Source organism: Amycolatopsis iheyensis, assembly GCF_024703995.1.
Classification (GTDB): Bacteria; Actinomycetota; Actinomycetes; order Mycobacteriales; family Pseudonocardiaceae; genus Amycolatopsis; species Amycolatopsis iheyensis.
This window is the reverse complement of record NZ_JAMXQV010000018.1, coordinates 50,514-76,789: the sequence shown is the minus strand read 5'-3', so window position 1 is coordinate 76,789 and position 26,276 is coordinate 50,514. Positions and strand designations below refer to the sequence as shown.

The 26,276-nt window shown below is 69.8% G+C and carries 24 protein-coding genes and 1 tRNA gene; 14 read left to right on the top strand and 11 right to left on the bottom strand.

What is annotated here, in order from left to right; all coding sequences use genetic code 11:
- The 6 genes from M8542_RS30790 to M8542_RS30765 all read left to right on the top strand — a co-directional run bounded on the left by M8542_RS30790 (position 1) and on the right by M8542_RS30765 (position 4,570).
- The gene (locus tag M8542_RS30790; RefSeq protein ID WP_257923786.1) at positions 1–582 is read left to right on the top strand and encodes a hypothetical protein; all 582 of its coding nucleotides are present in this window, start codon (positions 1–3) and stop codon (positions 580–582) included.
- A gap of 84 nt (positions 583–666) precedes the next feature.
- Positions 667–1,503, top strand: a complete 837-nt coding sequence (locus M8542_RS30785) for a hypothetical protein (RefSeq protein ID WP_257923785.1) — start codon at positions 667–669, stop codon at positions 1,501–1,503.
- 47 nt (positions 1,504–1,550) lie between these two features.
- Positions 1,551–2,312, top strand: a complete 762-nt coding sequence (locus M8542_RS30780) for a hypothetical protein (protein WP_257923784.1) — start codon at positions 1,551–1,553, stop codon at positions 2,310–2,312.
- The gene (locus tag M8542_RS30775; protein ID WP_257923783.1) at positions 2,309–3,103 is read left to right on the top strand and encodes a hypothetical protein; all 795 of its coding nucleotides are present in this window, start codon (positions 2,309–2,311) and stop codon (positions 3,101–3,103) included. The genes M8542_RS30780 and M8542_RS30775 overlap by 4 nt, the downstream gene beginning before the upstream one ends.
- Positions 3,090–3,758 (top strand): hypothetical protein, encoded by a 669-nt coding sequence (locus M8542_RS30770; RefSeq protein WP_257923782.1) that lies wholly within the window; start codon positions 3,090–3,092, stop codon positions 3,756–3,758. Before M8542_RS30775 ends, M8542_RS30770 begins: the two co-directional genes overlap by 14 nt.
- Complete coding sequence (locus M8542_RS30765; RefSeq protein ID WP_257923781.1) at positions 3,755–4,570, top strand: hypothetical protein; 816 nt, start codon at positions 3,755–3,757, stop codon at positions 4,568–4,570. Before M8542_RS30770 ends, M8542_RS30765 begins: the two co-directional genes overlap by 4 nt.
- Positions 4,571–4,631: 61 nt before the next feature.
- Here the strand turns inward: M8542_RS30765 and M8542_RS30760 are convergent, their stop codons facing one another.
- A complete protein-coding gene (locus M8542_RS30760; RefSeq protein ID WP_257923780.1) occupies positions 4,632–6,125 on the bottom strand; it encodes a S10 family peptidase in 1,494 nt (497 codons plus the stop codon).
- Between the two features lie 31 nt (positions 6,126–6,156).
- Between M8542_RS30760 and nfi the strand changes: the two genes are divergently transcribed.
- The 4 genes from nfi (at position 6,157) to M8542_RS30740 (ending at position 10,445) form a co-directional block, all read left to right on the top strand.
- A complete protein-coding gene (gene nfi / locus M8542_RS30755) occupies positions 6,157–6,816 on the top strand; it encodes a deoxyribonuclease V (protein ID WP_257923779.1) in 660 nt (219 codons plus the stop codon).
- Positions 6,813–7,496: a uracil-DNA glycosylase gene (locus M8542_RS30750; protein ID WP_257923778.1), complete on the top strand. Its 684-nt coding sequence runs from the start codon at positions 6,813–6,815 to the stop codon at positions 7,494–7,496. Before nfi ends, M8542_RS30750 begins: the two co-directional genes overlap by 4 nt.
- A gap of 84 nt (positions 7,497–7,580) precedes the next feature.
- Positions 7,581–8,915: an NAD(P)/FAD-dependent oxidoreductase gene (locus M8542_RS30745; protein ID WP_257923777.1), complete on the top strand. Its 1,335-nt coding sequence runs from the start codon at positions 7,581–7,583 to the stop codon at positions 8,913–8,915.
- Positions 8,916–9,119: 204 nt separating this feature from the next.
- Positions 9,120–10,445 (top strand): lectin, encoded by a 1,326-nt coding sequence (locus M8542_RS30740; protein WP_257923776.1) that lies wholly within the window; start codon positions 9,120–9,122, stop codon positions 10,443–10,445.
- 60 nt (positions 10,446–10,505) lie between these two features.
- Here M8542_RS30740 and M8542_RS30735 read toward each other — a convergent pair whose 3' ends face one another.
- Both M8542_RS30735 and M8542_RS30730 read right to left on the bottom strand, forming a co-directional pair.
- A complete protein-coding gene (locus M8542_RS30735; RefSeq protein ID WP_257923775.1) occupies positions 10,506–11,192 on the bottom strand; it encodes an HD domain-containing protein in 687 nt (228 codons plus the stop codon).
- A gap of 55 nt (positions 11,193–11,247) precedes the next feature.
- Complete coding sequence (locus M8542_RS30730; protein WP_257923774.1) at positions 11,248–12,735, bottom strand: TIR domain-containing protein; 1,488 nt, start codon at positions 12,733–12,735, stop codon at positions 11,248–11,250.
- A gap of 215 nt (positions 12,736–12,950) precedes the next feature.
- On the opposite strand from M8542_RS30730, the gene M8542_RS30725 reads away from it, so the two are divergent.
- A tRNA-Leu gene (locus M8542_RS30725) sits at positions 12,951–13,027 on the top strand.
- A gap of 45 nt (positions 13,028–13,072) precedes the next feature.
- Here the strand turns inward: M8542_RS30725 and M8542_RS30720 are convergent.
- From M8542_RS30720 to M8542_RS30685, 8 genes are all read right to left on the bottom strand, one after another.
- Positions 13,073–14,020, bottom strand: coding sequence for a cysteine protease StiP domain-containing protein (locus tag M8542_RS30720; protein ID WP_257923773.1), 948 nt, complete (start codon positions 14,018–14,020; stop codon positions 13,073–13,075).
- Positions 14,017–15,147, bottom strand: coding sequence for a hypothetical protein (locus M8542_RS30715; RefSeq protein WP_257923772.1), 1,131 nt, complete (start codon positions 15,145–15,147; stop codon positions 14,017–14,019). The genes M8542_RS30720 and M8542_RS30715 overlap by 4 nt, the downstream gene beginning before the upstream one ends.
- A complete protein-coding gene (locus tag M8542_RS30710; protein ID WP_257923771.1) occupies positions 15,144–16,439 on the bottom strand; it encodes an FAD-binding protein in 1,296 nt (431 codons plus the stop codon). Before M8542_RS30710 ends, M8542_RS30715 begins: the two co-directional genes overlap by 4 nt.
- The gene (locus M8542_RS30705; protein WP_257923770.1) at positions 16,436–17,104 is read right to left on the bottom strand and encodes a hypothetical protein; all 669 of its coding nucleotides are present in this window, start codon (positions 17,102–17,104) and stop codon (positions 16,436–16,438) included. Before M8542_RS30705 ends, M8542_RS30710 begins: the two co-directional genes overlap by 4 nt.
- Positions 17,105–17,115: 11 nt before the next feature.
- Positions 17,116–18,108 (bottom strand): radical SAM family protein, encoded by a 993-nt coding sequence (locus tag M8542_RS30700; protein ID WP_257923769.1) that lies wholly within the window; start codon positions 18,106–18,108, stop codon positions 17,116–17,118.
- 96 nt (positions 18,109–18,204) lie between these two features.
- Entirely contained in the window at positions 18,205–19,701 is a 1,497-nt protein-coding gene (locus M8542_RS30695) for a type 1 periplasmic-binding domain-containing protein (RefSeq protein ID WP_257923768.1), read from the bottom strand.
- Between the two features lie 12 nt (positions 19,702–19,713).
- Complete coding sequence (locus M8542_RS30690; RefSeq protein WP_257923767.1) at positions 19,714–21,705, bottom strand: ATP-binding protein; 1,992 nt, start codon at positions 21,703–21,705, stop codon at positions 19,714–19,716.
- 165 nt (positions 21,706–21,870) lie between these two features.
- Positions 21,871–23,100 carry a cytochrome P450 gene (locus M8542_RS30685; RefSeq protein WP_257923766.1) on the bottom strand — a complete coding sequence of 410 codons (1,230 nt, stop codon included), beginning with the start codon at positions 23,098–23,100 and terminating at the stop codon, positions 21,871–21,873.
- 69 nt (positions 23,101–23,169) lie between these two features.
- Between M8542_RS30685 and M8542_RS30680 the strand changes: the two genes are divergently transcribed.
- From M8542_RS30680 to M8542_RS30670, 3 genes are all read left to right on the top strand, one after another.
- Positions 23,170–23,799 carry a TetR/AcrR family transcriptional regulator gene (locus tag M8542_RS30680; protein ID WP_257923765.1) on the top strand — a complete coding sequence of 210 codons (630 nt, stop codon included), beginning with the start codon at positions 23,170–23,172 and terminating at the stop codon, positions 23,797–23,799.
- 215 nt (positions 23,800–24,014) lie between these two features.
- Positions 24,015–25,184: a thioester domain-containing protein gene (locus M8542_RS30675; protein WP_257923764.1), complete on the top strand. Its 1,170-nt coding sequence runs from the start codon at positions 24,015–24,017 to the stop codon at positions 25,182–25,184.
- Positions 25,185–25,338: 154 nt separating this feature from the next.
- Complete coding sequence (locus M8542_RS30670; RefSeq protein ID WP_257923763.1) at positions 25,339–26,220, top strand: helix-turn-helix transcriptional regulator; 882 nt, start codon at positions 25,339–25,341, stop codon at positions 26,218–26,220.
- The last annotated feature ends 56 nt before the right edge of the window (positions 26,221–26,276 follow it).

Here is a 26,276-nt window from a genome sequence, read left to right as displayed (position 1 = left end):
GTGGCGGTACACCGGGCCTTGAACGGCCTCTACCTGCCGACCGCTGCCGACGACCTCGCCATGGTCATGGCACTGGATGCGAACATCGTCGTGGAAGAGGCGGCCCTGGCCGAGCTGGCCACGGCCGACCACGCCGGCTTTTCGGCCGGGATCGAGCGGCCGAGCTGGATCTGCCCGGCGCTCGAGTACGAGAACGGCGAGCCCAACGCCGAGTTCCTGACCCGCTCCGACTGGCCGATGCGCGCCAGGGTGGTCCGCGAAGTGCTGTCCGAAAGCCAGGAGCTCTGGCTCCTGCGGCAGTTCTGCGGCCTGGCCTTGTCGCTCGCCGAACGCCGCAACGATCTTCCGGTCGCGCACATCGACCGGCTCCACGAGCGGATCGGGGATCTGAGCGTCCACCTGCCGGCCGATCGGCTCGCCGAGAAGTGGGCGGAGCGCGAAGTGCCCGACGGCTTGAGCGTCTACCTCGAACTCGCCGAAGACCGGCACGGCGAGCTGGTCCGCGAAGAGCGGGTGGCCCAGGAGCACGCCATCGCCGCCCTCGAAGCGCTTCCCCTGCCCGCGCGGTACTTCGGGGCCTGAAGTAAAGAAAGTTTCAAAAGCCCGTTCCGGCGAGGCAACCACCCTGGGATGATCCGCGTGTATCCGGTGAACGAGGGGGGTTCAGTGGACGTGCGTGAACCGGCGCTGCCGGTCGATCCGAGGCTGCCCGGCGAACCGACAGTGCTCGAAGTCGGCCACGCGAGGCGGTGGCTGGCGCGCCGCGGGGCCGTCGTGTGGCTGCCGACCCGGCTGCTGGCGCTGCGGCTGGGTGGGCGCAGTCTCGGCGGGTTCGGCATCCCCGCGTACGTGGTCGTGTTCGCGGTGCTGTGGTGGTTCAACGCGGCACTGCTCGACGACCTGGACCTGCCGGGGCAAGCCGCGATCAGCGTCCTGATCTTCGCTGCGTTCCTGGTGGTGCGCTGGCGCCGGACGCAACGTCGCGAACAGATCGTCGAGAGCCTCGTCGGCGCCGGGGAACCGCTCCCGCTCCGGGTGGCGGCGAAGCAAGTCGGCTGGTGCTACCTCCTCTCGACGGGCCTGACGTTCGTGGGCGGGGCCGCGTTGTCCGCGGCGTCGTTGCTGACCGAGCCGGGCTACCCCTCGCAGCACTGGTACCCGCCTTCGGTGGCCATCTGGGTGCACACGGTCGCGCTCGCGGTCGGGGCCGGGGCGACCGCGCTGGTGCTCGGCCGCGTCCTGCGCGCGCCGGTGCTCGCGGAGGACCCGGCGTCGCGGTTCGTCGACGGGCTCCTGCGGGCCGAGGACGCCTACCGGTTCGCGCCCTCCGCGGTGTACGCCGTGCTGGCGATGCCGGTCTTCGTCGTCGACTGGGCGGTGCCCGGCTGGCTGGGCTGGACGGCGCTGGCGTACCTGATCACCGTGATCGCGCTGCAGCTGCTCGGCTGGGTGCTGGTCCGCCGCCGCTACCGCGCCCTGCCGCCGGGCTACTACGGCCGGTAAACCGCTACGGCGTCTCAGGCGTTCAGGGCGGGACAGGGGGAGGTTCGATGGTGGAAGTCGTGTGGACGACGCTCGCCGAAAGACAGGCCGCACGGACGTGGCTGGCTCACTACGGCGTGGACGTGGCCGAGCCGACGCCGCTGCTCGCGGCGCGCATCGGGCCCCGGATGCTGGTGACGCGGTCGTACCGGGCCTACAGCATGCTCGCCGGCTTGGTCTGGATGATCGTGTTGCTGCCACCGGTCCCGGTGCTCGCGCGGTTCCTGGTGCTCGCGGTGTCCTGTGTCGCCTATCCACTGCTCCGGTGGCGCCGGGTCCTCCAGGCCGACCGCGCGGCCGCCCGCGTCGTTCCCGCGCGGGCCCGGCCACCGTTGCGGGTGGCGGCCGGGCAGGTGGGCCGGTGGTACCTGGCCGCGGTGGCGACGACGTTCGGCGGCGGCGCGGCGCTGTGCGCGGGGTACGCCGCCAACCCGGCGGGCTGGGCCGCCGCACTGCTGATCGGCGCCGTGGGCGTCGGGCTCGTCTTCGGCCGGGCGCTGCTCGCCCCGGTGATCGCGGAAGACGGGGCTTCCGCCGTCATCGACGCGGCCCTGCGGGCTTACGACACGCGGCTGTTCGCGTTGCCGTTGTTGTTCGGCTTCCTCGCCTGGATCGACCTGTCCACCAGCTGGCCGTGGTCCCCGGCGCGGATCCTGCCGGTGGTCGCGTACTGCGTCCTGGTGGTGGCGGTCCACATCGGCGCCGTGATGGAGGTCCGGCGTCGCTACCGCCGGCTGCCGCCGGGCCACTACGGAACGGCGGCCTCGTGACCGGCCCGACGGAGGCGGAGCGGGCGGCGGCGAGCCGCTGGCTGGCCAGGCACCGCGTCGACGTGCCGACGATGACGGACCTGCCGGCGTTGCGGCTGGGCTTCCGCGCCGGCGCCCGCCCGCCCGGGTCGTGGCGCTGGTTCGTCGTGGCGATCCTCGGGTTCGCGGCCGCCGACGCGGCGTTCTACGCCCTGGACTTCCTGCCCGGTGTCCGCGGCGCGGAGCTGCTGGAGAGCGGGTTCGTCTTCTTCCTCGTCATCGCCCAGCAGCTGGGCTACTGGCTGCCGGCGCGGATCCGCGACCGCCAGGCCCTGGCCCGGTTCGGGACGCTCGACGGCCCGCCGCGTGCCGCGGTGACCGGCTGGTTCTTCGCGGTGCTGCTGGTGACCTTCGGCGGGGGTGCCGCGCTCGCCGTGACGATCTTCGTCACGACGTCGTTCCGCACGTACGCCTGGTCGTGGCTCCTTCTGCTGGCCCTGGGCGCGGCGGTCACCGCGCTGCAGGTGACCGACGTCGTCCGGCGGCCGGTCATCGCGGCGGACGAGACCTCCCGGGCCGTGGACACGGCCGTGCGGCAGCACGACCTGCTCATCGCGATGCCGGGGGTCTACGCCGTGCCCGTGGCGGCGAACCTGCTGTTCGACCAGGCCGAGCCGCCGGGGTATCCGCCGTGGCTCGTCGGTTACGCCGTGCTCGCGGTGGCGACGCAGGTCGTCGCCGGCGTCGGGCAGCAGCGGCGGCTGCGGGCCGCGCTATCGAGAATCGGGGGAGAAGTCCATGGCCGTGCGTGAACCGGCGCTGCCGGTGGCTCCGGGCGAGCCGACGATGAGGGAGGTCGCGGCCACCCGGGCCTGGCCGGCCAGGCGCGAGGTGCTGGTGAGCCTGCCCACCCGGCTGCCGGCGCTGCGCGTCGGGGCCCGGGAATCGGTTCGCGACCGGTCACTGCGGTATCTGATCGCGATGCTGGTCACGCTGGGGGTTGGCAAGTTCGTGCTGGGCCTCGTCCCGGCCGCCCGCCAGGCCCTGTCCCCGGCGCGTCCGCCGCTGCGGGAGACGGCGAAGCAGGTGGGCGGGTGGTACCTGAGCGCCACCGCGATCACCTTCGCCGGCGGCGTGGCGGGCTGCGTCACGGAGTTCCTCACCGACCCGCCCACGCTGTTCTTCCCCGCCGCGCGGACGCTCGGACTGGCCATCGGCGCCTGGGTCACCACGCTGGTCCTCGGCAAGGTCCTGTTCGGACCCGTCATCGCCGAGGACAGCGCGTCGCTGGCGGTCGATCGCGTGTTGCGGGCGCAGGACGCTTACCGGTTCGCGCCCTCGGCCATCTTCGCCTTCCTCACCGTGCCGGACGTTCCGTCGTCGGGGTCGCGATCGTCACGCAGGTCGTCCGCTGGCTGCTGGTCCGGCGCCTGCCGCCGGGCTGCTACGGCCGGTAGGACTTCATGAGCGAACAGGAACCGACGCGGGGCGAAGTGGGGCAGGCCGTCCTCTGGTTGCGCCGGCACGGGGTCGCGGTGGCGGCGCCGACGCGGTTGCTCGCAACCCGGCTCGGTGTCCGCGGCAACGCGGCGCCGCGAGGACTGCGGGTCCGGCAGGCGGCGGTCGTCGCCGCGGCGATCGCGTGCGGCGTCGGCTACCAGTGCCTGCAGTACTTGCCCGGCGTACGCGGTGTCGAGATGACCGAAAGCAAGATGGCGTACTTCATCGTCATCGGGATCCAGGCCGCGGCCTGGATCGGCCTGCGGTACCGGGACCGGCAGGCGGCGGCCTGGCTGGGCACCCGCGCGATCGAGGCGCCCGTGCCGCCGCGACGCGGGCTGCCGGGCGGTTGGCACACCGCGTCGGCCGTGGTGACGTTCGCCGGGGGTGCCGCGCTCGGCGGCACCATGTTCTTCGCGACCCCGTACCGCACCTACGCGTGGAGCTGGCTCGGCGTGCTCGCCCTGGCCCTGGTCATGTCCGCGGTGCTCGTGACGGGCGTGCGCCGGCGGCCGGTGATCGCCGAGGACGAGGCCTCACTCGCGGTGGACACCGTGCTGCGGCGCGAAGACCTCCGTGTCGCGCTGCCGTCGGGCTACGCGGTCCTGGTTCTCACCGACCTGGTGACGACCCACCGGCAGCCACCCGGCTTCGCGCCGTGGCTCCTCGGGTACGCGGCGTTGGCGGTCGCGTTGCAGGTCGTCGGCGCGCTGGCCGACCGGCGCCACCGGGTCGCGCTGCCGGCGGGGCACTACGGCGAACTGCGGCCGGTCCGGTGAGGCGGCCGCGAACCGAAGAGCCGCACCAGTCCCCGGAGCAGAGCTCCGGGGACCGGCGAAATCAGCGGTTCGACGCCTTCTTGACGAACTTCGCGAGGTCCTTCGACTGCTGCAGCCGCGTCGGCTCGTGGACGTACATCATGTGTCCCGCCGGGTAGTACGCCGTGTCGATGTTGTCGCGCAGCTCCTCCGGGATACGCAGGTGGGCCAGCACGTGCTCGGCCGCGAAGTACGCCGTCGCGCCGTCGTAGTGGCCGAACGCCACGTGCAGCTTGAGGTGCGGGTTCGCGCGCATCGCCGCGCTCACCGAGTCGACCACCGACACCGAACGGCCCTCGAAGTCCGCGTACGACCACGCGCGGAACGTGTCCTCGTGGATGAGCTCGTAGGGCAGGTCGTTCTCGTAGCCGAGCTCGGCCCGCACGTAGTGGTTGAACGCCGCCGCGTACGCGCCGATCACGCGGGAGATCGACGGGTCGTCGCTCATGTGCTCGCGGCCGCCGTCCGGCTCCCACGTCGTGAACCGGCCGTCCATCCGGCCGACCGTCAGGCCGCGGTCGCGCAGCAGCTCGGTGAAGAACCGCACGTGCTCGATGCGCAGGCCGACCCGGTCCACATAGGACTCGGTGAGCCCGGTCAGCGAAGCCAGTGTGGCCACCGCCTCGGCCCGGTCCGCTGTGGACAGCCGGGCGCCGCGGGCCAGCGCCCACGGCAGCTCCTTCGCCGCGAAGTCCTCGGCGTCGGCGAGGACGTCGTCGAGCGGGCGTTCGCCGTGCAGGCCGTGGTAGTGCGCGATGGCCGCGTACGTCGGCACGTACAGCGAGTACGGCAGGTCGTTGCCCTCGGTGAACTGCAGCGTGCCGAGGTCGAGCACCGACGAAATGAGCAGCAGGCCGTTGAGGAAGAGCCCGTGCCGGTCCTGCAGGTGCGCGGCCAGCCCGGCGGCGCGCAGCGTGCCGTACGACTCGCCGGCCAGGAACTTCGGCGACAGCCAGCGCTGGTGGCGCGAGACCCACAGCCGGATGACCTCGCCGACCGACTCGATGTCGCCCTTGAAGCCGTGGAAGTCCTTCGACTCGCCGCCTTCGGCCGCGCGCGAGTAGCCGGTGCCGACCGGGTCGATGAACACCAGGTCGCTGTGCGCGAGCAGCGTCTCGGGGTTGTCGGCCAGCCCGTACGGCGGCGGCACGAGGTCGTCGACGTCGCCCGAGAGCACCCGGCGCGGCCCGAGCAGGCCCATGTGGAGCCAGATGCTCGACGAGCCGGGGCCGCCGTTGAAGGCGAACGTCACCGGCCGCGAACCCGGGTCGGCGTCGTCGAGGGTGTAGGAGGTGATGAACACCTCCGCCTTCGCCTTGAAGCCCTCGGACTTGCCGTCCTTGACGATCTCCTTGCGGAGGACGATCCGCCCCGCCTTCGCCGTGTACGCGAGCTTCTTGCGTTTCACGGTGATCGTGTGCTGGGTCGTGACGATGTCGTCGGTCGGCTCGGCCGGGATCTCCGTCGCTTCCGGAGTCTTCTGCTCAGCCGCCTCTTCGGGGGTCGTGTCCGCCATGGCCCCAACCTAGTTGTGGCAGGGTGACTTGGTGCACACCGGGGACTGGCCGAAGACGGCCGAGGAGGCGCGGGCCGTCCAGGAACGGCTGCGCGACCTGGTGGACCTCACCGACGACCTCCCGGCGCTGCCGCCGACGGTGACCGGCCTCGACGTCGCCTACGACGAGTCCGACGGCATCGCCGCGGCCGTCGTCACGCTGGAGACGGCCGGGCTCACCGTGGTCGAGGCGCGGACCCACCGCGCGAAGGCCGTCTTCCCGTACGAGCCGGGCCTGTTCGCCTTCCGCGAGCTGCCGCCGCTGCTGGCCGCGCTCGAGGGCCTGGCGCACACCCCGGACGTCCTGGTCTGCGACGGCCACGGCCTCGCCCACCCACGCCGGTTCGGCCTCGCCTGCCACCTCGGCGTGCTCACCGGCTTGCCCGCGTTCGGCGTCGGCAAGACCCGGTTCGTCGGCACGCATGACGAACCGGAGCAGGCGCGAGGCTCGTCGGCGCCGCTGGCCGACGCCGGCGAGGAGGTCGGCGCGGTGCTGCGGACCCAGGACGGCGTCAAGCCCGTGTACGTCTCGGCCGGGCACCGGATCGGCCTGGCCCACGCCTGCCGGCTGACCCTGGCGCTGACGCCGCGCTACCGGCTGCCCGAGACCACACGGCAGGCCGACCGGCTGTCCCGGGCGGCGTTGCGATGAGGACGCTCGCCCAGCTCGACGCGGCCGTCGCCGGCTGCCGCGCCTGTCCGCGGCTGGTCACCTGGCGCGAGGGTGTCGCAGGCACGAAGGCGGCGTTCCGCGGCGAGGAGTACTGGGCGCGGCCGGTGCCGGGGTTCGGGCCGCCGGACGCGTCGCTCGCGGTGGTCGGGCTGGCGCCCTCGGCGCACGGCGCGAACCGCACCGGCCGGATGTTCACCGGCGACCCGTCGGGTGACTTCCTGTTCCGGGTGCTGCACGAGGTCGGGCTGGCGTCGCAGCCGACGTCCGAGCGGCTGGGCGACGGCCTCGAGCTCTACGGCACCCGGCTGGTCTCGCCGGTGCGGTGCGCGCCGCCGGAGAACAAGCCGACGCCGGCCGAGCGCGACACGTGCCGCCCGTGGCTCGCGGAGGAGCTGACACTGTTACGTCCGACACTGCGCTCGATCGTGGTGCTCGGGGCGTTCGGCTGGCAGGCGTTACTGCCCGTGCTCGCCGAGGCGGGTTGGCCGGTGCCGCGGCCGCGTCCGGCGTTCGCGCACGGCGCCGTCCTGGAACTGGACGACCTGCGTGTTTTCGGCTGTTATCACGTGTCGCCGCGGAATGTCCAGACCCGGCTCGTGACCCACGCCATGGTGGCCGACGTCTTCCGGGCCGCGGCCTCGGTGACAGGGCCGAACTGAATCGTTACGGAAACCGCAGCGACGCTGGTCACAGCGAGATGGGGTCCCCGAGCGAGGCGCCCGCGAAGGTGTCACCATGAGGACATGGCTGCTGCGAAGTCGAAGTCGGAACCGACTCGGATCCTCGTCCTCGGTGGTGGGTACGTCGGGCTCTACACGGCGTACGGCCTCCAGAAGATGCTCCGGGCCAACGAGGCCTCCGTGACCGTCGTTGACCCGCAGCCCCACATGACCTACGCGCCGTTCCTCCCGGAGGCCGCGGCCGGCGCGATCGAGCCCCGGCACGTGGTCGTGCCGCTGCGGCGGGTCCTGAAGCGCTGCCACGTGCTGACCGCGCGCGTCACCAAGATCGAGAACGACAAGAAGTCCGTCACGGTCGAGGCCGCCGACGGCCACATCGAGCAGCTGGGCTACGACGTCCTCGTGGTCGCGCTCGGCGCCGTCGCGCGCATCCTCCCGATCCCGGGCCTGGTCGAGGAGGGCATCGCCTTCAAGACCATCGGCGAGGCGATCTACCTCCGCAACCACATCATGACCAAGCTCGACGAGGCCGCCAGCACGCTGGACCCCGAGCTGCGCAAGCGCCTGCTGACGTTCACCGTCGTCGGCGGCGGGTTCGCCGGCATCGAGGCGCTGGCCGAGCTCGAGGACATGACCCGGTTCGCGGTCGAGAACTACTACCCGAACATCCAGCCGGCCGACGTCCGCTGGGTGCTCGTCGAGGCCGCCGGGCGGATCCTGCCCGAGGTCCGCGAGACCCTGGGTGTCTACACGGTCGAGCAGCTTGAGAAGCGCGGCATCGAGGTCTACCTCTCGACCGCGGCGAAGTCGTTCGAGAACGGCCACGTCGTCCTCTCGGACGGCACGGAGTTCGACACCGACACGATCATCTGGACGGCCGGCGTCAAGGCCAACCCGGTGCTGGCGAACTCGGACCTGCCGCTCGACAAGCGCGGCCGCCTCGAGGCGACCGCCGCGATGCAGGTCGTCGGCCACCCGGAGGTCTGGACCGCGGGCGACAACGCGGCCATCCCGGACCTCTCGCGCACCGAAGAGGACCCGACGGCGACGTGCCCGCCGAACGCGCAGCACGCCGTGCGCCAGGCGACGTTGCTGGCGAAGAACATCATCAAGGTGATCCGCGGCGGCAAGCCGAAGGACTACTTCCACAAGAACCTCGGCGCGGTCGCCAGCCTCGGCCTGCACAAGGGCGTCGCCGACGCGCTGAACCTGAAGATCAAGGGCTTCCCGGCGTGGCTGTTCCACCGCGCCTACCACCTCAAGGCGATGCCGACGTGGAACCGCAAGATCCGCATCCTGTTCGACTGGATCCTCGGCGGGCTGTTCCGGCGTGAGGTGATTTCGCTCGGGCAGATCAACAACCCGAAGGACGAGTTCGCGCGCGTCTCGAAGTCCTGATTCTTTCTTCCTGAAAGCCCCCGGTCGCTGGGTCGACCGGGGGCTTTTTGGTGCTGTTAGGGCGTTTTGGCGGTGGATGACCGGCTGTGTGCCGGTGAGTGACATGGTCTGGACAACTGGGCCGGTGAGCGGGTAAACCCTTTCTTCACAACGCGGAATAAGTCCGCGCCGGCTCCCTCCCCACGGTCCCCTCCAGGAGCTCCCATGCGCTTTTCCCTTGTCAGAGCGGCTCTTGCGGCCGCGATCCCCGCACTCGCACTCGCGGTTCCGGCCACCGCCGACGCGGCCGGGCCCGCCTTCCCCGCCCACTACGCGGCGCCGTACCTGCAGATCAGCGACGGCGACGCGGGCCAGCTGGCCGCCGACATGAACGCCACCGGCACGAAGTTCTTCACGCTGGCGTTCCTGACCCCGCAGTCCGGCTGCACGCCGGTCTGGGAGGCGAACGGCACGGGTGTCGGCTCGTTCAAGTCGCAGATCAGCGCCCTGCAGGCGGCGGGCGGCAACGCCATCCCGTCCTTCGGCGGCGCGGAAGGCGGTGAGCTGGCCCAGACGTGCACGAACACGTCGAGCCTGACCGCGGCGTACGCGAACGTGGTCAACACGTACGGCACGCCCCGGCTGGACTTCGACATCGAAGGCGGGGTGCTCAACGACACGGCGTCGAACCAGCGCCGCAACTCGGCGCTGGCGGCGTTGCAGCAGCAGAACCCGTCGGTGCAGGTGGACTACACGCTGGCGGTCGACCCGACGGGCCTGCCGTCGAAGGAGCTGGACCTCCTGCGCGACGCGAAGAACAAGGGCGTCAAGGTCAGCGTGGTCAACCTGATGGTGATGGACTTCTACGACGGCCAGCCGGTCCTGGGCGACGCGTTGTCGGCGGCCCGCGCATCGGCGTCGCAGCTGTCGAGCCTGTACGGAATCTCGACGTCGGCGGCGTACGCGATGATGGGCTTGACCCCGATCGCGGGCCGCAACGACGACGGCGCCCAGTTCAGCCAGTCGGACGCCCAGCAGCTGGAGAGCTTCGCGGCGTCGAACGGCGTGGCGGAGCTGTCGTTCTGGGAGCTGCAGGACTACGACCGCGCCACGGGCTACGCGTACTCACGTATTTTCAACGCGATCACGGGCGGAACGACAACGCCACCCCCGGCGGGCGGCGGCACGATCACGGGCTACGGCGGCAAGTGCGTGGACGTGGCGGGCGCGTCGTCGACGAACGGCACAACGGTGGACCTGTACACGTGCAACGGGACGAACGCGCAGCAGTGGACGACTTCCGGGTCTACGCTGCGGGCGCTGGGCAAGTGCCTGGACGTGGCATCGGCCGCGACGACGAACGGCGCGCGCGTCCAGCTGTACGACTGCAACGGCACGGGCGCGCAGCAGTGGACGCACTCGGGAAACCAGTTGGTCAACCCGGCGTCGGGCAAGTGCCTGGACGCGACGGGCCCGAGCTCCGCGGACGGCACGCCACTGCAGATCTGGACGTGCACGGGCGGCGCGAACCAGTCGTGGACGCTGAACTGAGGCGATAGCGGCCCCGGGTCGACCGCGTTTCTCCACCGGTCGGCCCGGGCCGTGCCACGATCAGCGTTCGCCTTTCCATTCACTGTCGAATTCGGCGAGGAAGCCTTCCATGAACCGGTGCCGCTCTTCCGCCAGTTTCCTGCCGAACTCGGTGTTCATGCGGTCCCGCAAGAGCAGAAGCTTTTCGTGGAAGTGGTTGATCGTCGTGCCTTTGGTGCTGAGGTAGCTCTGCACCGAGTCGTGCTCGACCGGCGCCACTTCGGGGTCGTGGATCGGCCGCCGCCGGTAGCCGCCGTAGGCGAAGGTGCGCGCGATTCCAATGGCCCCGATGGCGTCGAGCCGATCGGCGTCTTGGATGCAATGCCCTTCGAGGGTGAGTGGCGCCGGCGTCACTCGGGCACCTTTGAAGGAGATGTTGCGGATGATGTCCGCAACGTGATTCGCGTCCTGCTCGGCGACGCCGATGGAACGCAGGAAATCGCCGGCGAAACGCGGTCCGGTATCTTCGCTGCCGGAGAACTTGAAGTCTTCGACGTCGTGCAGCAATGCGGCGAGTTCTACAACGAGTTCGTCGGCGCTCTCTTCTCGAGCGATGCGCACGGCCGTGCTGCGTACGCGATCGGCGTGCCACCAGTCGTGGCCGGTGGACTCATTGTGCAGCTTGGACCGGACGATCTGCTCGGTTTTCCGGACCAGTTCGGTCGATCTCTCGGGTCTCGCTCTCGCGGCTGCTTCTGACTCGGGCATGGGCGGAGTATAGGCAGTGTGCGGCGAGGGTTGGAAGTGAACACGCCGAATTCGCTCATTGGTGCGCTTGATTTTTTCCAGATCCCGGACTGGGCGGCGTTCTGCTTTCGCGCATCTTGCGAATCACCAGGTCGGCGAACTCCGGAGGGCTGAAGTCGACGGCGGAAACATAGCCGATCGTGGGACTCAAGCCCGGCACCTCGACTTTTTCGAGCAGATAGGGCAGGGCATAGCCGCTGGTCTGTTGCTGCATTCGAGCCAGCATCGCGCGCAACTCCCAGTTGCCTGCCCAGCGGGACTGCAGGAAAGCCTGCGACACCAGCACGACGGCGAACCTGCTGGCCGCGAAGTACGTGTTCTGCAGGAGCATGGTGAGGTCCTCACCGAGAAGCGTGTGCTGGTAGTCACGGTCGTAGAACACTCGCAGGCCGGCGGCCTGGAGTTTGCGGGAAATCAGTTCGGCCGTCCCGCGGTCCGATCCCGCGAAAGAGATCGCGACGTCAAAGCCGTACTTCGGCGTGGTGAGTTCCGCCTGCCGAACGCGGAACTCGGCGGCCGTGTGGCCGGCTCGCCGCAGGTCGCGCGCGAACGCGGTGGTCGCGCGGAGCGCGAGAGCCGATGCCCAGGACGTTCCCTTGCCGGGTGTCGTGCTGCTCGCCGGCCCGTGCCACGCGCGGATGTGGGGGTCGAAGGAGTCGATCAGTTCGGCGCCGAGGACGGTGCCGACCGGGCTCAAGGGTGGCGTCCACGTCCGCAGGCACAAGTAGAGCAGCGGGCGCCACGTGATGGAGTGCCACACCGGCTGGTCGTAGATCGTGACTTGCCGGTCGTCGAGCAGAAGTCCTGCCTGCGCGTTCCAGCAGGAGGCCAGTATCTCGGCTCTTCTGCGGGCGGATGCCGAGCCGGTCGTCGAAGCGGACGTTCGTTCGAGGGCGAACTGGGCCAGGATTCGTTCTTCGAGGCAGGTGGCCGCCGAGCTCAGTTGCCGGTCCAGGAACCCTTCGGTGGCGCGTAGCGCCGCGACGGCTTTGGCGGTGTGCAATCCCAGCCGTGCGGCCTGGGCGAGTGCCAGAGCCGGGTAGAAGGTGAACGTCGGAGTGGGATCGCCGCCGGTCCGCAGCGGCCAGCCGCCCGCGTCGTGCTGAAGTGAGGTCAGCCGGTCGATCAACACCGCGACCTTGGCGAGGTCATCGAGGAGGTTCGGCCGGCTCAGGAGGCCGAGCAGTATCTGCGCTTCGGCCCACGTGCTGTCCCCGTTCCTGCGGTCGCCGTCGTGGGGCCTGACCTGGCCCGTGTCGTCGACCAAGGCACTGACCAGGCGCACGAGGGGAGCGACGAGTGAGTCCGGAACGCGGGGACAGCCGGCGAGCCCGATCAGCACACCACCGGCGGACGCCGAGGAGTGCTGGTGGCGTCCGAACTCGTGCGCCTCCACGCGGCCACCGGGAAGCACGGAGCGCGCCAGCTGTGCCCGGGCGAGGTCCGTGATCGAAGAAACACCGAGCAGTTCGGCTGCGAATGCTGCCGTGCTTGCACCGTCCATTTCCGCCTCGCAGAGTTTCCTGCCATTGGCTCGATAATACCGTTAGATGTGCGATCTGATGGGAATGGACAAAACCAGGTCAATTGATTGACACTCAAGCCGTCTGTCGATGATCGGGTTCTCGAATTGTTGGGGTCTGGCCCGGCGGCTCACACTGCGTGGCCCCGGCGAGGCGTCGTGGTGCGGCGGGTGTCCCATCGCCTAGAGTGTGCGGTGCCCCCGTAGCCCAACTGGCAGAGGCAGTCGACTTAAAATCGACAAAGTGCGGGTTCGAACCCCGTCGGGGGCACCACCACGACTTCGTCGGTACCCCGAACGCTCAGCCGTCCTCGACCGCCTACGGATGCGGCGATGAGCGCATCGCCATCCTGGGTGAGGGGGCGGTCCGGATCGAGCAGGCGCAGCGCAGCGCGCCCAGATCGCGTTCCCGCACCGGGCCCCTCTGCCGATCGACCAAGAGCGCGACGTCCAGCTCCTCCCGGAAGCGGGGGTTCACGACCAACTCACCCAGCTCACCCCGGACCGACGCCCGCCAGCACTCGTTGATCCCGATCCGGCTCCGCGATCGATCCGCGTGCTCGTGCTGGAGCCGACTGGAAAACGCACGTACCCGGCTTGTCGCCCGCCGGGCCTGTTCGAGGAGGCCGAAGTGGTACTCCTCGAGCAACCCGTCCGCGTAGCGGTCGTCGCGGGGGGCGACAAGGAGGCCGCTGGTGTGCCGGCGGACGCGGCCCAAGCCCTCGTTCAGCACGCTGTGCATCATCGCGTGCGGGCACAGGACGTCTTCGTTCGTCCCGGCGATGTCGCACACGCCCGCCGGGTCCGAAAGTGCCGCGGTCAGCATGGCGCCGCCCGTCCAGCGTTCGTGGACTTCCCTGATCGAGTCGCCCGTGCCGGTCCAGCCGTCCACTAAGACCAGTGAACCGCATTCGCCCGGGAGGAAATCTTCGTTCAGGGGACCGGTTTCACCACGCACCCAGCCCAGGACCCCGTGCTCGGCCGGTATTCCCAGGCGAGCTGCCATGCGGACCAGCAACGTGCCGATCGGGATTCCGCCCCGGGCCAGCGAGAGCACGCCGATCGGTGGTGGGAGGCGGAGGATTCGGGTCACCAGCTGGTCGACGGCGACACCGAGTTGTTCTTGCGGGGCAGCCAGCAGCTTCCGGAATGTCGGCAACAGCCGCAAGTCCGCGGCTCGTTCGCCGGCCAGCTCTTCGGCGTACTCCGGTTCTCCGGCGACGATCAGGAACGAGCTCGTCGACGCGGTGAGATCCGCGGTCGTCACTCGCTGAACCCGTAGAGGGAACGGAACCGGAGTATCGAGCGAAGCGTGGCCATGCCGTCGCCGCTCAAGTGGAGGTCCGGGCGGTTTTCGATGTTCGCTCCCCAGCCCGTCATGTCGCCCAGGCCCGACCTCGTGCTCAGGATGTCCGTCAGGACCCGGTTGGTGCGGCGCAGCTCCGCGTGGCTCTTGCGGCGAATCCGGGTGATCTGGTCGTCCAGGTCACCGAAGATCGTGATCGCCGAATCCACGAACGTCGGCACCGGGTGCGACCGCAGCCTCCTCCGGTAGCTCACGCTCGCGCCGAGGATGAGCGAGCATTCCAGGTCGGGGTGGGACTCGAGGAGGTTGCGGAGGAGGAGCAGCTTCGTCAGTTCGCGCTCCCACATGATCGACGCCACTCTTCGGGAGTCGCCGGAGTTCGCCAAGTGCTCCGCCTCGACGTACTTTGCGATCAGCCACCCGCGGACCGTGTGCTCCACGATCGACCGGGCCTGGTGGGTTTCCGGATGGCCCTGGTTGATGTCGTGGTACGACTGGAACCGGTAGCCCATGACCGCCGACGCGTTGCGGAGGAAATCGCTGTTCCCGAGGTTGCCCACCATCTCGAAGAAATGGTTCTCGAAAACGCTTCCGGCGTGTTGCTGGAGCATTTCCGCGGTAACCACCGTCACGCGCTGGGCGTGCCGGCCGAAAATGGACTCGATGTTCCGCTGGACTTTCCGCTCCGCTTCGGCGTGGGTGTCGTCCCGCCAGCCGCTCCACGGGACGATCACGGCTTCCTTGATCGAACCGTTCGCGAGTCGTGAGCGGAGGTACTCGAAATAGAGCAAATCCATGACCGGCACGTTGGGGCGGAGGCTCAGCTCGTAGATCACGAGGTCGACTTGTGGCTCCTGCCGCCGAAAGTACTGCGGGAGGACGTCGCCGACCGTCGGCTTCGCCAAGCCGACCTCCAGCGTCCTGCCGCGGGCGCTATCCACCCGGGACCGGATGTTCTTGCGCCAGACCGGGATGGCCCGCCCGAGGTGGTTGTCCCAGGTCTTCTGGACCACCACGCCGACAATGGCGCCGACCAGTATCGTGATCCCGCCGGCCCAGCCGCCCAGCGACTCCAGGAAATCAGTCACGATCTTCTCGGATCCTTTCCGTGCAAGGCGGAGTCGACGGCGATCCGGCCCGCGAGCACGCACTCGGTGAGGTTTCCGGAGCCTTGGTACAGCCTTCCGAAGACGGACGACACCTCGCCGACCGCGTACAGCCCTTCGATCGCCCCTGTCCCGCTGAGCACCCGATAAGCGGCGTCGCAGCGGAGGCCGCCCAGGGTGTTGAGTACCACCGGCTCCAGCGGCAGAGCGAAGAGTTCGCCGCGGGCGCTGAGGTTCAGCCGCCGCCGCGATTCGCGGCCCAGGCCGCGCACCCAGCCTCGGCCGATCTCGACGTCGTTCGTGTGCGACCAGGCCTCGCCGTAGCGGCGCGCCCACCCTTCGGCGTGGCCGTCCGGCCACGGCTCGACCAGCGGGCCGCCGCCGAGTGCCTCGTCGTCGACCACCAGCAGCGCGGGCGGGAGCTGCGCCGTGACGTACCGCGCCGATCGCCCCTTGGTGAGACCGTGCAGGTGAGGAGGCGGGATGCGCAGTCGCCGGGCGTCGGTGCGGGAAACGAGCACCCCGGAACGCGGTTCCGGTGTAGACAGGCCGTAGAGGTGTCGCGGGGTCAGCGCGGACCGCGTCCCGGGGACCCGGAAGCCGTAGAACGGGCCCGCACACCCGGCGGGAAAGGTGCGCGCCCCGACCTGACGAGCGAGTTTCAGCGCGTCGCCGAGCGCGAACGGCGTTCCCGAGGACGCCCGGCGCCGGCGAGCGGCTTGCCCGCCCGTGGCCAGCACGACGGCGTGCCGCGCGTCGACGGTGACTCGGCGACCCCGCTGGGCGTAGGCCACGCAGAACCGGGACCGGTCGGTGTGCCCGAGTCCGATGGCGCGGGCGTCGCAGCGGACCCGGACGCCGCTCGCGACCGCGAGTTTCTGCACCCGCCGGACGATCGGGCCTTCGCGAACGTCCGCCAGGCGCCACCGCCGCAGCGCCTCCGAACCGGGAGCTTCGACGAAGTCGCCGCCGGCTTTGCCCGGGGCCATGGGGATCCCGAGACTCGTCAGGTACGGGACGACCGCCATGGCGTGCCCCGCCCACGAATACCGGTCGGCCACCCTGATCCGCAGCGCGGCGAGGTACCGGGCGAGTCCGTTGTGGTCGGTGCTGCCGAAGACGCCCTGACCGGCGACCAGCGAGTTCCCGCCGACCTGGTCGGCGGGGGCCGCGTCCAGGACGAGGGTGCGTGCGCCGGCCCTGGCGGCCTCGAGCGCGGCCACCGCGCCGGCCAGCCCGAATCCCACGACCACGACGTCGAAAGCCTCGCTCATGACCCGGCTTCTTCCAGGATTTCCGTCATCCGGCGACGAAGCCAAGGGTGCACCGTGGAGTGCTTCAACCGGTCGATGGTCCACGCGCGGACGCCCTCGACGTCGTGACCCGAGGCCAGCTCCCGGAAGTGGGCCAGCGTCGGGGTGTCCGGCAGATCGCGAAGAAGGCGGATCGACCAGGCCGCGTCGAACGCGGTCGAAAACCCGCGTCTCGCGAGTTCGGCGGATCGGCGCAGGGCCGGCGATGCCTGCTTCGGCGGGGCAGCGTGAAGCAGGGTCAGGCAGGTCTTCGCGAGGATGTAGGAGTCGAAGAACGGCTCGGTGCGACGGGCGTCGAACCGCACCAGCTCGGCGAGCGCGAGCAGCTGCGAGTCGGCGGCGCCGACCACCCCGATCGTGTCGAAGTGCTGGACGGACGTCCGGATCGGCCAGCCCAGCGTCGTCATCCGCCGGGTCACGTCGGCCTCCCACGCGTGCCGGTCCCGGCCGTCGTCGGGGAGGATCAGGTCGATGTCGCTGAACGTCGTGATGCCGTCCCGAAGGAGGTGAAAATCCCCACGGGCGAACGAACCCTTCAGCCGGAAACGGGGATTCGTCTCCTGAATCGCCGACTGCACAGCCGCGTTGAGGTTCTGGCGCGCGTTCAGCCAAGTCTGCTCGTTCACGGACTGGGCTTTCAAGAACACAGTGCTATCGGGCAGAATCTGGTGCCCTCGGAGCAGGGTAAGGCCGCTTCGCGGTAGGACATCGCGGTCGTGATCACGTCGCTGACGGCTTGACGGGCGCTTTCCGGGTCTTCCGGTAAGGCGGAACGGTGCCCGTCGAGCAGGTGCTTGTCGCCGACTTGCGCGCAGCACGAATACACTTCCCCGCGACCCAGTTCGAGCGCCGGAAACGCTTTTTCCGAAAGCCGACAGGCGGTCGTCGAAGTCGACGTGAAACGGAAAGTGTCGAACGTGCCCGACCAGTCCTGCTTCAGGTCGGCCGCCAGCCGGTCGAAGTCGCGGGCTTCACTTTGCCGGGAGTTTTCGAGGATCAGCTTGATGTGCTTGACGCCTTCCTCGGCGAGATCCTCGAGCGCGCGGCCGACGACCCGTTTGTCGTTCCGCGGGTTCGTGACGACGAAGGTCGCTTCGACCTCCGCGATGGCCGCGAGCTTCCGGCGGTTCCGGGACCAGCGCGACTTGCTGATGGGAACCCCGAAGAACCGCTCCGGCGCGTGGGTGTCGTGGACGCTGATGGTGAACCGCTCGGGCGGGTGGTGTTCGAAGAACGGGATTCGCGCGTCGACGTCTATCGCGTTGGTCAGCACCCGGTAGCGGAGACCCAGATCGAGAAAAGGCTGGATGATTTCCGGCAGGTTGGCGAACAGGGTGGGCTCACCGCCGGTGAACCGCACTTCGCGAAAACCCAGTCCGGCGAGCGCTTCGGCGGCGGCACGTGCCCGGCGCAGGACGACTTTGCTCGCGCGGGCCTGGTGGGTGAAACCCGGCTGGACGTAGCAGAAGTCGCATTTCGCATTGCAGAGGTTGGGGACGAAGACGAACGCGGTGGCATTGCAGTGCGCGGAAACCGTGGTCGCACGCTCCGGTGACGCCATTGTCATCGAATTCCCCCAACGGTCAACGGCGGTGCACCGTAGCGCGGCTTTACGGTGATCGGTGATCATACCGACGCGTCGTTCATGATCGCAAGCGGAACAGTCCGCCGTGGGCGACCGTTGACGGCAAGGTCCCGAATTCGGTCGGGAGATAACTACTACTCGTTATGAGCCGCAGGCCGTCGGCGGGACGCCGGTCGCCGAGGACAACGCCTTGTAGGTCAGGTGACCGTTCTGGTCGATGCTCATCACCGGGATCGCCTTGTTCACCGGGTTGTGATTGGTGTCGAACGCGCATATCCAGCCGCTCGCGCCCGGCACCTTCAGCTGGTTCAGCTGTTGCGCGACCATGCCGGCGGACAACGAAATGCCCGGGTTCGCCCCGGAAAGCTCCAGGATGGCGCGTTCGACGGTCCACACGGCGTCGTGCGAAAGGACCGCCGTGCCGTCGTCGAGTCGTTCGCCGGGGAACAGCGTGGGGAAGCAGTACGCGCAGGTTCCGGTGAAGCGGTCGATGATGGCGCCGGACGCCGCCGGCTTGTCCTTCGTCCACATCTCGGCGCTGACCAGGCCGGTGAAGATCACCGTCATGTTCGCGTCCTGCCCGACCCACAGCTGGGTGTTCGTCTGCCGCGCGATGTCCGGCGCGCCGACGACCGTGAGCGCCCGCTCGCCCGCGCAGCTGCGGGTGGCCAGGCCGGCCAGGAAACCCTGGAGGTCGTTGCCGCGCCCGGCGAAGTACACGACGTCGGCACGGGTCTCGCACACCCGCTCGGCGCTCGCTTTGAGCACTTCGCCCGCGCCGCTGAGCCGCGAGTTGTAGAACATGCCGGGCGAGGTCAGCTTGTACTGCCGAGCGGAGTCGTTCTGGATCGAGCGCGCGAAGGCCGTGCCGAGCGTCTTGGCGAAGTCGTCGCCCTCGTTCTGGTCCTGCACGAGCAGGACGGTCGGCGACTCCGGGATCGTCTTGTCGTTGTCCAGGTACTTGACGGCGGCGGAGGCTTCGTCGGTGTTCGTTTGCGCCACCCGGACCATGCCCGGCACCGGGGTGTCGCCGTCGAGGGTCTTCGTCATGGAGTCGCCGGTGATCGCGCCGGCCACGATCGCGATGTTGTGGTCGGACAGCTCCTTGATGAGCTTGCGGGTGTTCTCGACGCTGATGCCGAGTCCGGCGGCGGCCACGAGGTGGTCCGGCGAATCGACCTTTTCTTCGATCGCGTGCGCCGCTTCGAGCCAGTTCGCTTCGGCGCTTCCCTCGTCGGCGAGCAGCAGCTGCACCAACGTCGCGGGTTGCTTGCCGATGGGGTGGTTCCACGCCATCTGGGCGAGGTAGGCGCCTTCGAGGTCGTGGCGGATCGAGTCCGGCGGAACCGGGTCGATGTTCTTCCGCGGGGCCATGATGTCGACGAAGGCGATGGAAACGTAGTGGCCACTCGCCCTGACCTGCGAGTTCTCCGCGCTGATGAGCGCTTCGACGCGCGCCAGGTCGGCACTGAACACGTGCGAGCCGTCGGTGATGTGAACCGGCGGTTCGGTGCGCGGCCAGACGACGTAGGCCGCGACCGAAACGGCCACCACGGCGATCACCGCCGCGATGATGGCCAGTCCGCGGTGCGCCTGCCACCAGTGGTAGCGCCGCATGCCGGGTGTCGCGTGGGTCATGGGTCCTCCGGCTCAGGGGCGAAGACGTTGTTCGTAGGTCTCGGCTTCGACGATCAGCCGAGGCTGCCCTTCGGGTGATCGGCGCGCGAGATCCTGGTAGCCGATGGCGATCCGCCGGCTCATCGCGACGGCCGGATCGCCGAGCGGGTCGGCCCAGATCCAGCGCGCCACCGTCATCCCGGCGATGGTGGTCCACCGGTCACCGTGCGGGTCCGCGGTCGGCAGCCGGCCACCCGGTGGTTCGGTGCCGACGCCGCGGACCAGCCGGCTGTAGTGCTCGTGGACGTCGCCGTCGACGGGCCACCTGCTGGGCGCCGACGTGATCTCGTCGAACTCGGCGATCCACCGGTCGGCGGCCACCACGTCGAAACGCTGGTTGAGCACGGTGACCGCGGGCGCGATCACCCCGGTGGCCAGTTCGCAGTAGTGCACGTCCAAGGCGGTGGACGCCCCGCCGGAGTGCGCGGCCAGCTTCGCGTAGACGTCGTTCCAGGGCATCCCGGTCTTCCGGTTCGCGAGCCGGCGCAGCAGGATGCGCCGCAGCCACGGGTGGAGGACGCCGTACGGCCCGGCCCGCCCGGGCGTGGCCGCCGGCCGGACGAGCCAGCAGAGTGCCCCGACGTCGGTCTGCAGTCCCGCCGAGTCGGGGAAGGTGTTCTCCGCCGCGACGACGTCCCGAGCCGCCGCCCAGACCAGGATGTCCTGCCCGGTCCGCGGCAGGTCCTCGAGCAGCAGCAGATCACCGGCGAGCTCGCCCAGTGCCACGGAATCCCCGTGGCACTGGGTGTCGAGCACGCGCCGGAGATCTTCTTCGCGCAGCCCGCGCTTCCTCGCGTCCAACGCGGCACAGGCCTGGAAGACTTTGTGCACGCCCCACGGGTGACCCCTCGTCAGGCTGTGCACGAACGGGGCGAGCGGGCGCACGTTGTCCGGGAACTCGCGGTTCTCGATGGCGGCGACGTTCTCGAGCGTGAGGTCCGCGAGCCGCAGCGCGACGACCGGGGAACCGTGCTCCGGCGCTCGCTTGACGACCCTGGCCGCCGCGTCGTCCGCGGGCAGGTCGGCCCACCGGCTCAGCACGTCCGGGCGGCGGCCCGGCCGGACCAGTACCTGGGCCGAGTCGCGCACGTCGCGGCTCGTGACGACCGCGACCAAGGGGTCGGCGGCCGGCGCCCGGTTCGCCTTGGCCGCGGCGAAGGCCGCCAACGTCCGCTGACCGACCGGCGAGTGTGCGTTGTCGAGCAGGACGAGGCAGTTCCTCGGCCGGAACCCGTGTTCGTAGCTGGCGCCGAGGTCGGCCAGGAAGGCCTCGCAGAGGACGAGGTCGAGCCGGCGCCGGCTCTCGTCATCGGGCCTGCTGCCGAGCCGGCCCAGTTCGACCAGCGCGGAAAAGCCGGCGTTCGGCGGCCTTTGCAAAGCCTCGCCGTAGAACGCCAGCGCCGTCTGGAACAGGAACCGCACGATCGCGCGGCTCCGGATGGCCCAGGCGCCCACTTTTCCGACCAGGCTCAGCCAGCCGGCGAGGTCGAGCAATTGGGGAAGCTGGCCGGTCAGCGCTTCCACGTTGGTCGAGGCCTGGTCGAGTTTGCGGGCTTCTTTCAGCAGCTTCTCGATCGCGGACTGCGTTTCTTCCGGGCTGTCGGTGGCCACGTCGCCTTCGACGATCATCCGGCCGACGGCGAAACGCGGAAATTTCAACCGGCCGAACTGAGCCCATTTCGCGTTCGTCAGTTCGTAGGCGAGTTCACCGATGACCCGGCTGCCCCACGCCTGCTCGTCGAGCCGGGCCAGGTCGAGGCGCGCGAACGGTTGTGCGGCCTGTCTTATGGACTTTTCGACCAGGTGGTTCACGACCGCGGTCTTCCCGCTGCCGCGAGGCCCGTACAACGCGATGATCGGCCACCCGCCGGGGGGATTGTCCCGCGGGCGTTCGAGAACCGTTTCCCAGATCGTGCGAACGAGCGCGTCCCGGCCGTACAAGGGTTGGTCGTCCGCGGCTGTCACGCCCGACAGTATGCAGACGAACCCGTACCGTCGCAACAGAACCGGAATTGATCTTTTCGCGGCTCGCGCTGGACTGCGCGGTTTCTCAAAATTGTCCTGAAATTGTCCAAAGCCCGGGCTGGAAACGGGCCCGGCGAGATCGCCGGGCCCGCTGCTGGGACTGCGTCAGGCGTGCACGGTGACCGGGAACTTCGCCGGCCCGCGGAGGTTGATCCGGCCGTTCCACTCCAGGTCGCCGGCGAAGCCGAGATCCGGGAACCGCCGCACCAGGCGACCGACGGCGACCTGACCTTCGAGCCGGGCGAGCGCTGCGCCGAGGCAGTGGTGCGGGCCCGCGCCGAACGACACCTGGTGCCGCGCGTTCGGCCGGTCGAGGCGCAGCTCGCCGGCGTCCGGGCCGAAGAACCGCTCGTCGCGGTTCGCCGAGCCCAGGCAGGCCAGGACGAACGCACCCGCCGGGATCTCCTTGCCCGCCACCTCGTACGGCGACGTCGTGATCCGGCGGGTCTGTTGGACCGGGGAGTCGTAGCGCAGGAACTCCTCGACGGCGTTCGCCGCCAGGTCGGGCTGGTCCCGCAGCGCCTTCAGCTGCGTGGGGTTGCGCAGCAACGCGTTGACGCCGTTGGCGATCAGGTTGACCGTCGTCTCGTGGCCGGCCACGTACAGGAGGACCACCTGGGCGACCAGCTCGTCGCCGTCGAGGACCTGGCCGTCGTGCTCCGCCTGGATCAACGCCGTCAGCAGGTCTTCCGCCGGGTGGTCGCGCTTCCACGCGATCACGTCGCGGGTGATCGCGCTCAGCTCGGCGTCCGCGGCCGTGATCGCGCGCGCCGTCTCTTCGTCGGCGACGATCTCCAGTGAGCGGACGAGGGTGCCGCTCAGCTCGCGGATCCGGGCGTGGTCGGTCGGCGGCATCCCGAGCATTTCCGAGATCACCGCGAACGGCAGCGGGAACGCCAGTTCTTCGACCAGGTCGCAGTCGCCCTTGTCGGCCATCCGGTCGAGCGCGGCATCGACCAGCCGGACGATCTGCGGCTCCAGGGCCGCGATCGCGCGGCGGGTGAAGACCTTCGTGACCAGCGAGCGCAGCCGCGTGTGGTCGGGCGGGTCCCGGTCGAGCATGGAGAGGTTCAGCGCACCCGGATCGGCGTCCGGGGTGAGTGCGGCGGCCTGGTCGAGCAGCGGCCCGGGCGCCAGGTTCCCCATCTCCACCGAGAGCCCGGCCTTCAGCAGCGCCGAGACGTCTTCGTAGCGCGAGACGAACCAGAACCCCAGCGGGTGCTCCTGCACCGGGTCTTCGTCGCGCAGCATCCGGTACTGCCGGTACGGGTCCTCGAAGAACCCCGGTTCGAACGGGTTGAACAGGACTTCGCCGGGCTCGATCAGGTCGGTCATGGTGGCCCCCAAAGCGGTTGACCTGCACTCTGTCGGTGACATACGCAGTGTATGTCCTATGCTTTGCGCATGTCGACCAAGAGCCGGCGGGAGCAGTACTCCGAGGCGACCCGCGCCGCCCTGCTGGCCGCGGCCACCCGCCGGTTCGGCGAGCACGGTTTCACCGGCACGGCCCTGGAGGACATCGCCGCCGACATCCAGGCGACGCGTGGCGCGATCTACCACCACTTCGCGAACAAGACGGCGTTGTTCGAGGCGGTCTTCGAGCGGCTGGAGACCGAAGCGATGGAGCTGTCGGCGAGCGCGGCGGCGGGTGCGGGCGACCCCTGGTCGGCGGCGTTCGCGGCGCTCGACGTCTTCCTCGACCGCTGCTGCGACCCGGTGTACGGCAAGCTGGTCTGGCAGGAGGCCCCGATCGCGCTGGGCTGGGTCCGCTGGCAGGCGGCGGAGGAGCAGTACGCGTACGGCCTGGTCGAGCAGCTGATCAAGGCCCTGATCGAGGGCGGCGACATCGACGAGCAGCCGCTGGAGACCACGACCCGGCTCGTGTTCGGCATGCTCGGCACGGCGGGGATGGCCCTGGCCGAGGCGTCCGATGTGGACAAATCACGGCTGAAGGCGGAGTACACCGCCGTGATCGGGAAGATGGCCTCGGGGTTGCGGCCGGTGGTCGGCCGGGTGGACGCCCGAGCGCGGTGACGGAAACGTGACCTGCCCGATTTTCCTGACCGATTTACACGATTTTCTTGCCCATTCGAGTTAATGGGGACACCGCGCGTAGCCCCTGTGGGGTCCGTGTAAGCTCCGGTCTCGCTTGACCGGGTGATCACTCACCCGAATCAGTGGCCGTCGTGATCGGGGATTCGTGTCTCACGCGGCCCTCACGCTGCGGTTCGGGCTCGGATAGGAGTTTTATGCAGGTCAGGTCCACTCTCGTGCGTGGCGGGATCGCGGCTCTCGCCGCGGCCGCCGCCGTCATGATCGGTTCGCCGGCCGCCCTCGCCGACGACGGCGCCGCCCACGGCCGCGTTCCCTTGGTCAAGGGCCCGGACGGGAAGATGATCCCCAAGGCGACCGTCGGCTACCGGCTCAACCTCGGCCGCGGCGGCAACTACATCGCCGAGCTGTTCGAGATGAAGCTGTCCAACGGCAGCACGCTGAAGCTCTACTGCGTGCAGATCACCGTCGGCCTGCGCACCGACGTCGACATGGTCGAGCGCCCGTGGAACAAGTACCCGGCCAAGGGTCCGTTCAACGACAACAGCGCCAAGATCAACTGGGTGCTGCACAACGGCTACCCGGGCACCGGCCTCGACGCGCTGGGCAAGGCGCTGAAGAAGGCCGGCGTCGAGCTGCACGACGGCGTCTCCGAGCAGGAGGCCATCGCCGCGACCCAGGCCGCCGTGTGGCACTTCAGCGACGGCGTGAAGCTGGATCCCACCAAGCCGCTGGACGAAGAGGACGACCCGGGTCACAACGCCGACGTCGCCGCGCTCTACGCGTACTTCACCGGTGACCAGAACAAGGGCATCGGCGAGCAGCCGAAGCCGACGCTGAACATCGCCGCGGACAAGACCGAGGGCGCGGCCGGCGGCAAGATCGGCCCGTACAGCGTCGCCACCAGCGGGGACATCACCTCGCTGAGCAGCCAGCTGCCCGATGGCGTCAAGATCACCGACGCCGACGGCAAGGAGCTGAAGGGCACCGACGTCAAGGACGGCAGCAAGCTGTTCGTCGACGTCCCGGCGGGCACCAAGCCGGGCAAGGGCGCCTTCACCCTCAAGGCCACCGGCGAGCTGGACACCGGCCGCCTGTTCGTCGCCGAGAACTACGACCGGACGCCGGCGCAGTCGCTGATCGTCGCCGACTCGGAGAAGACCGAGGTGACCGCGAACGCGCCCGCCAGCTGGACCGAGGCCGGCGCCCCGACCACCGCGCCGAGCACCCCGGCCGGCTCCAACGGCGGTGGCGGCGACCTCGCCAACACCGGTGTCGACGCCGCGGTTCCGTTCACCGTCGGCGGCCTGCTGCTCGGTGGCGGCGCGCTGATGCTGCTGCTGAACCGTCGTCGCGGCCGCGCGTAAGCTGAACCCCCGAAAACGGGGCCGGTCCACAGTGGACCGGCCCCGTTTTTCTGTGCGCGGACCCTACTATCGTCGTGCGATCATCGGGGCAAAGAGGGCGAATCGCCCGCGAATTGGTCTAGACTTTTCCGCCGGACGGCGAAGGGACGAGGCCATGCGCGGTACGACCGTTCCGCCCGGGACGCCCTGCGAACGGCGGCGGCCGGGGGAGCTGCCGATGCACCGGCTGGAGGTGCCGACCCCGCACGCGCCGCCGTTCGCCGCCGGCACGTTCGACGACATCGGGCCGCTCTCCCGCGCGGAGTTCCCGCACCGGCACACCTTCCACGAGCTCGTGCACGTCACCGGCGGCACCGGCACGCACGTCGTCGACACCGCCCGGTGGCCGCTGCGCCCGCCGCACCTGGGCGTCATCGTCCCCGGGCAGGTGCACCAGTGGGCCGGCGTCCGGGGCCTGAGCGGGCACGTCGTCGTGTTCACCGACGACTTCCTCCTCGACCACCCGGCCGACCGCGAGCTGCTGCACCGGCTGAGCGAAGGGCCGTGGCTGACGCTGGACGACCGCGCCGACGCCGACGTCACGCGGCTGATCGCGGACCTCGTCGAGGAGCGCCGGCACGGCGACGAGTCGGTGCTGCGGGCGCTGGTGCACGTCCTGGTCGTGCGGGCCGGCCGGCTGCTGGGCACGCCGCCGCCCGCACCCGCCGGGGCCGTGGCGGCGGAGTTCGCCCGGCTCACCGCCCGCCCGGACCTCGGGCTGTGGTCGGTGACCGCGCACGCCGGCCGGCTCGGCGTCACCCCCGGTCACCTCACCGAGGCCGTCAAGGCGGCGACCGGGCGCACCGCCGCGCAGCTGCTGCGCGAGGCGAGGACCCGCGAGGCCCAGCGGTTCCTGCTCCGCACGGACCTCACCGTGCGGCAGGTGGCCAGCCGCGTCGGGTTCGCCGACCCGGCCTACTTCTGCCGGTTCTTCCGCCGCGAGACCGGGCTGAGCCCCGGCGACTTCCGGCGCGCCGGGGAGAAGCACCACGACTGACCGGTCCAGTCCATCGCCCGTGCTCGCCGCGCTGCCTACGTTCGAGGGGATTCCCG

What these genes read in the sequence shown, in the direction of transcription:
- M8542_RS30780 (WP_257923784.1), top strand. Translation starts at nt 1,551, where the DNA reads ATGGTGGAAGTCGTGTGGACGACGCTCGCCGAAAGACAGGCCGCACGG.
- M8542_RS30770 (WP_257923782.1), top strand. Translation starts at nt 3,090, where the DNA reads ATGGCCGTGCGTGAACCGGCGCTGCCGGTGGCTCCGGGCGAGCCGACG.
- M8542_RS30765 (WP_257923781.1), top strand. Translation starts at nt 3,755, where the DNA reads ATGAGCGAACAGGAACCGACGCGGGGCGAAGTGGGGCAGGCCGTCCTC.
- M8542_RS30760 (WP_257923780.1), bottom strand. Translation starts at nt 6,125, where the DNA reads ATGGCGGACACGACCCCCGAAGAGGCGGCTGAGCAGAAGACTCCGGAA.
- M8542_RS30750 (WP_257923778.1), top strand. Translation starts at nt 6,813, where the DNA reads ATGAGGACGCTCGCCCAGCTCGACGCGGCCGTCGCCGGCTGCCGCGCC.
- M8542_RS30745 (WP_257923777.1), top strand. Translation starts at nt 7,581, where the DNA reads ATGGCTGCTGCGAAGTCGAAGTCGGAACCGACTCGGATCCTCGTCCTC.
- M8542_RS30740 (WP_257923776.1), top strand. Translation starts at nt 9,120, where the DNA reads ATGCGCTTTTCCCTTGTCAGAGCGGCTCTTGCGGCCGCGATCCCCGCA.
- M8542_RS30735 (WP_257923775.1), bottom strand. Translation starts at nt 11,192, where the DNA reads ATGCCCGAGTCAGAAGCAGCCGCGAGAGCGAGACCCGAGAGATCGACC.
- M8542_RS30730 (WP_257923774.1), bottom strand. Translation starts at nt 12,735, where the DNA reads ATGGACGGTGCAAGCACGGCAGCATTCGCAGCCGAACTGCTCGGTGTT.
- M8542_RS30710 (WP_257923771.1), bottom strand. Translation starts at nt 16,439, where the DNA reads ATGAGCGAGGCTTTCGACGTCGTGGTCGTGGGATTCGGGCTGGCCGGC.
- M8542_RS30700 (WP_257923769.1), bottom strand. Translation starts at nt 18,108, where the DNA reads ATGATCACCGATCACCGTAAAGCCGCGCTACGGTGCACCGCCGTTGAC.
- M8542_RS30695 (WP_257923768.1), bottom strand. Translation starts at nt 19,701, where the DNA reads ATGACCCACGCGACACCCGGCATGCGGCGCTACCACTGGTGGCAGGCG.
- M8542_RS30685 (WP_257923766.1), bottom strand. Translation starts at nt 23,100, where the DNA reads ATGACCGACCTGATCGAGCCCGGCGAAGTCCTGTTCAACCCGTTCGAA.
- M8542_RS30680 (WP_257923765.1), top strand. Translation starts at nt 23,170, where the DNA reads ATGTCGACCAAGAGCCGGCGGGAGCAGTACTCCGAGGCGACCCGCGCC.
- M8542_RS30675 (WP_257923764.1), top strand. Translation starts at nt 24,015, where the DNA reads ATGCAGGTCAGGTCCACTCTCGTGCGTGGCGGGATCGCGGCTCTCGCC.
- M8542_RS30670 (WP_257923763.1), top strand. Translation starts at nt 25,339, where the DNA reads ATGCGCGGTACGACCGTTCCGCCCGGGACGCCCTGCGAACGGCGGCGG.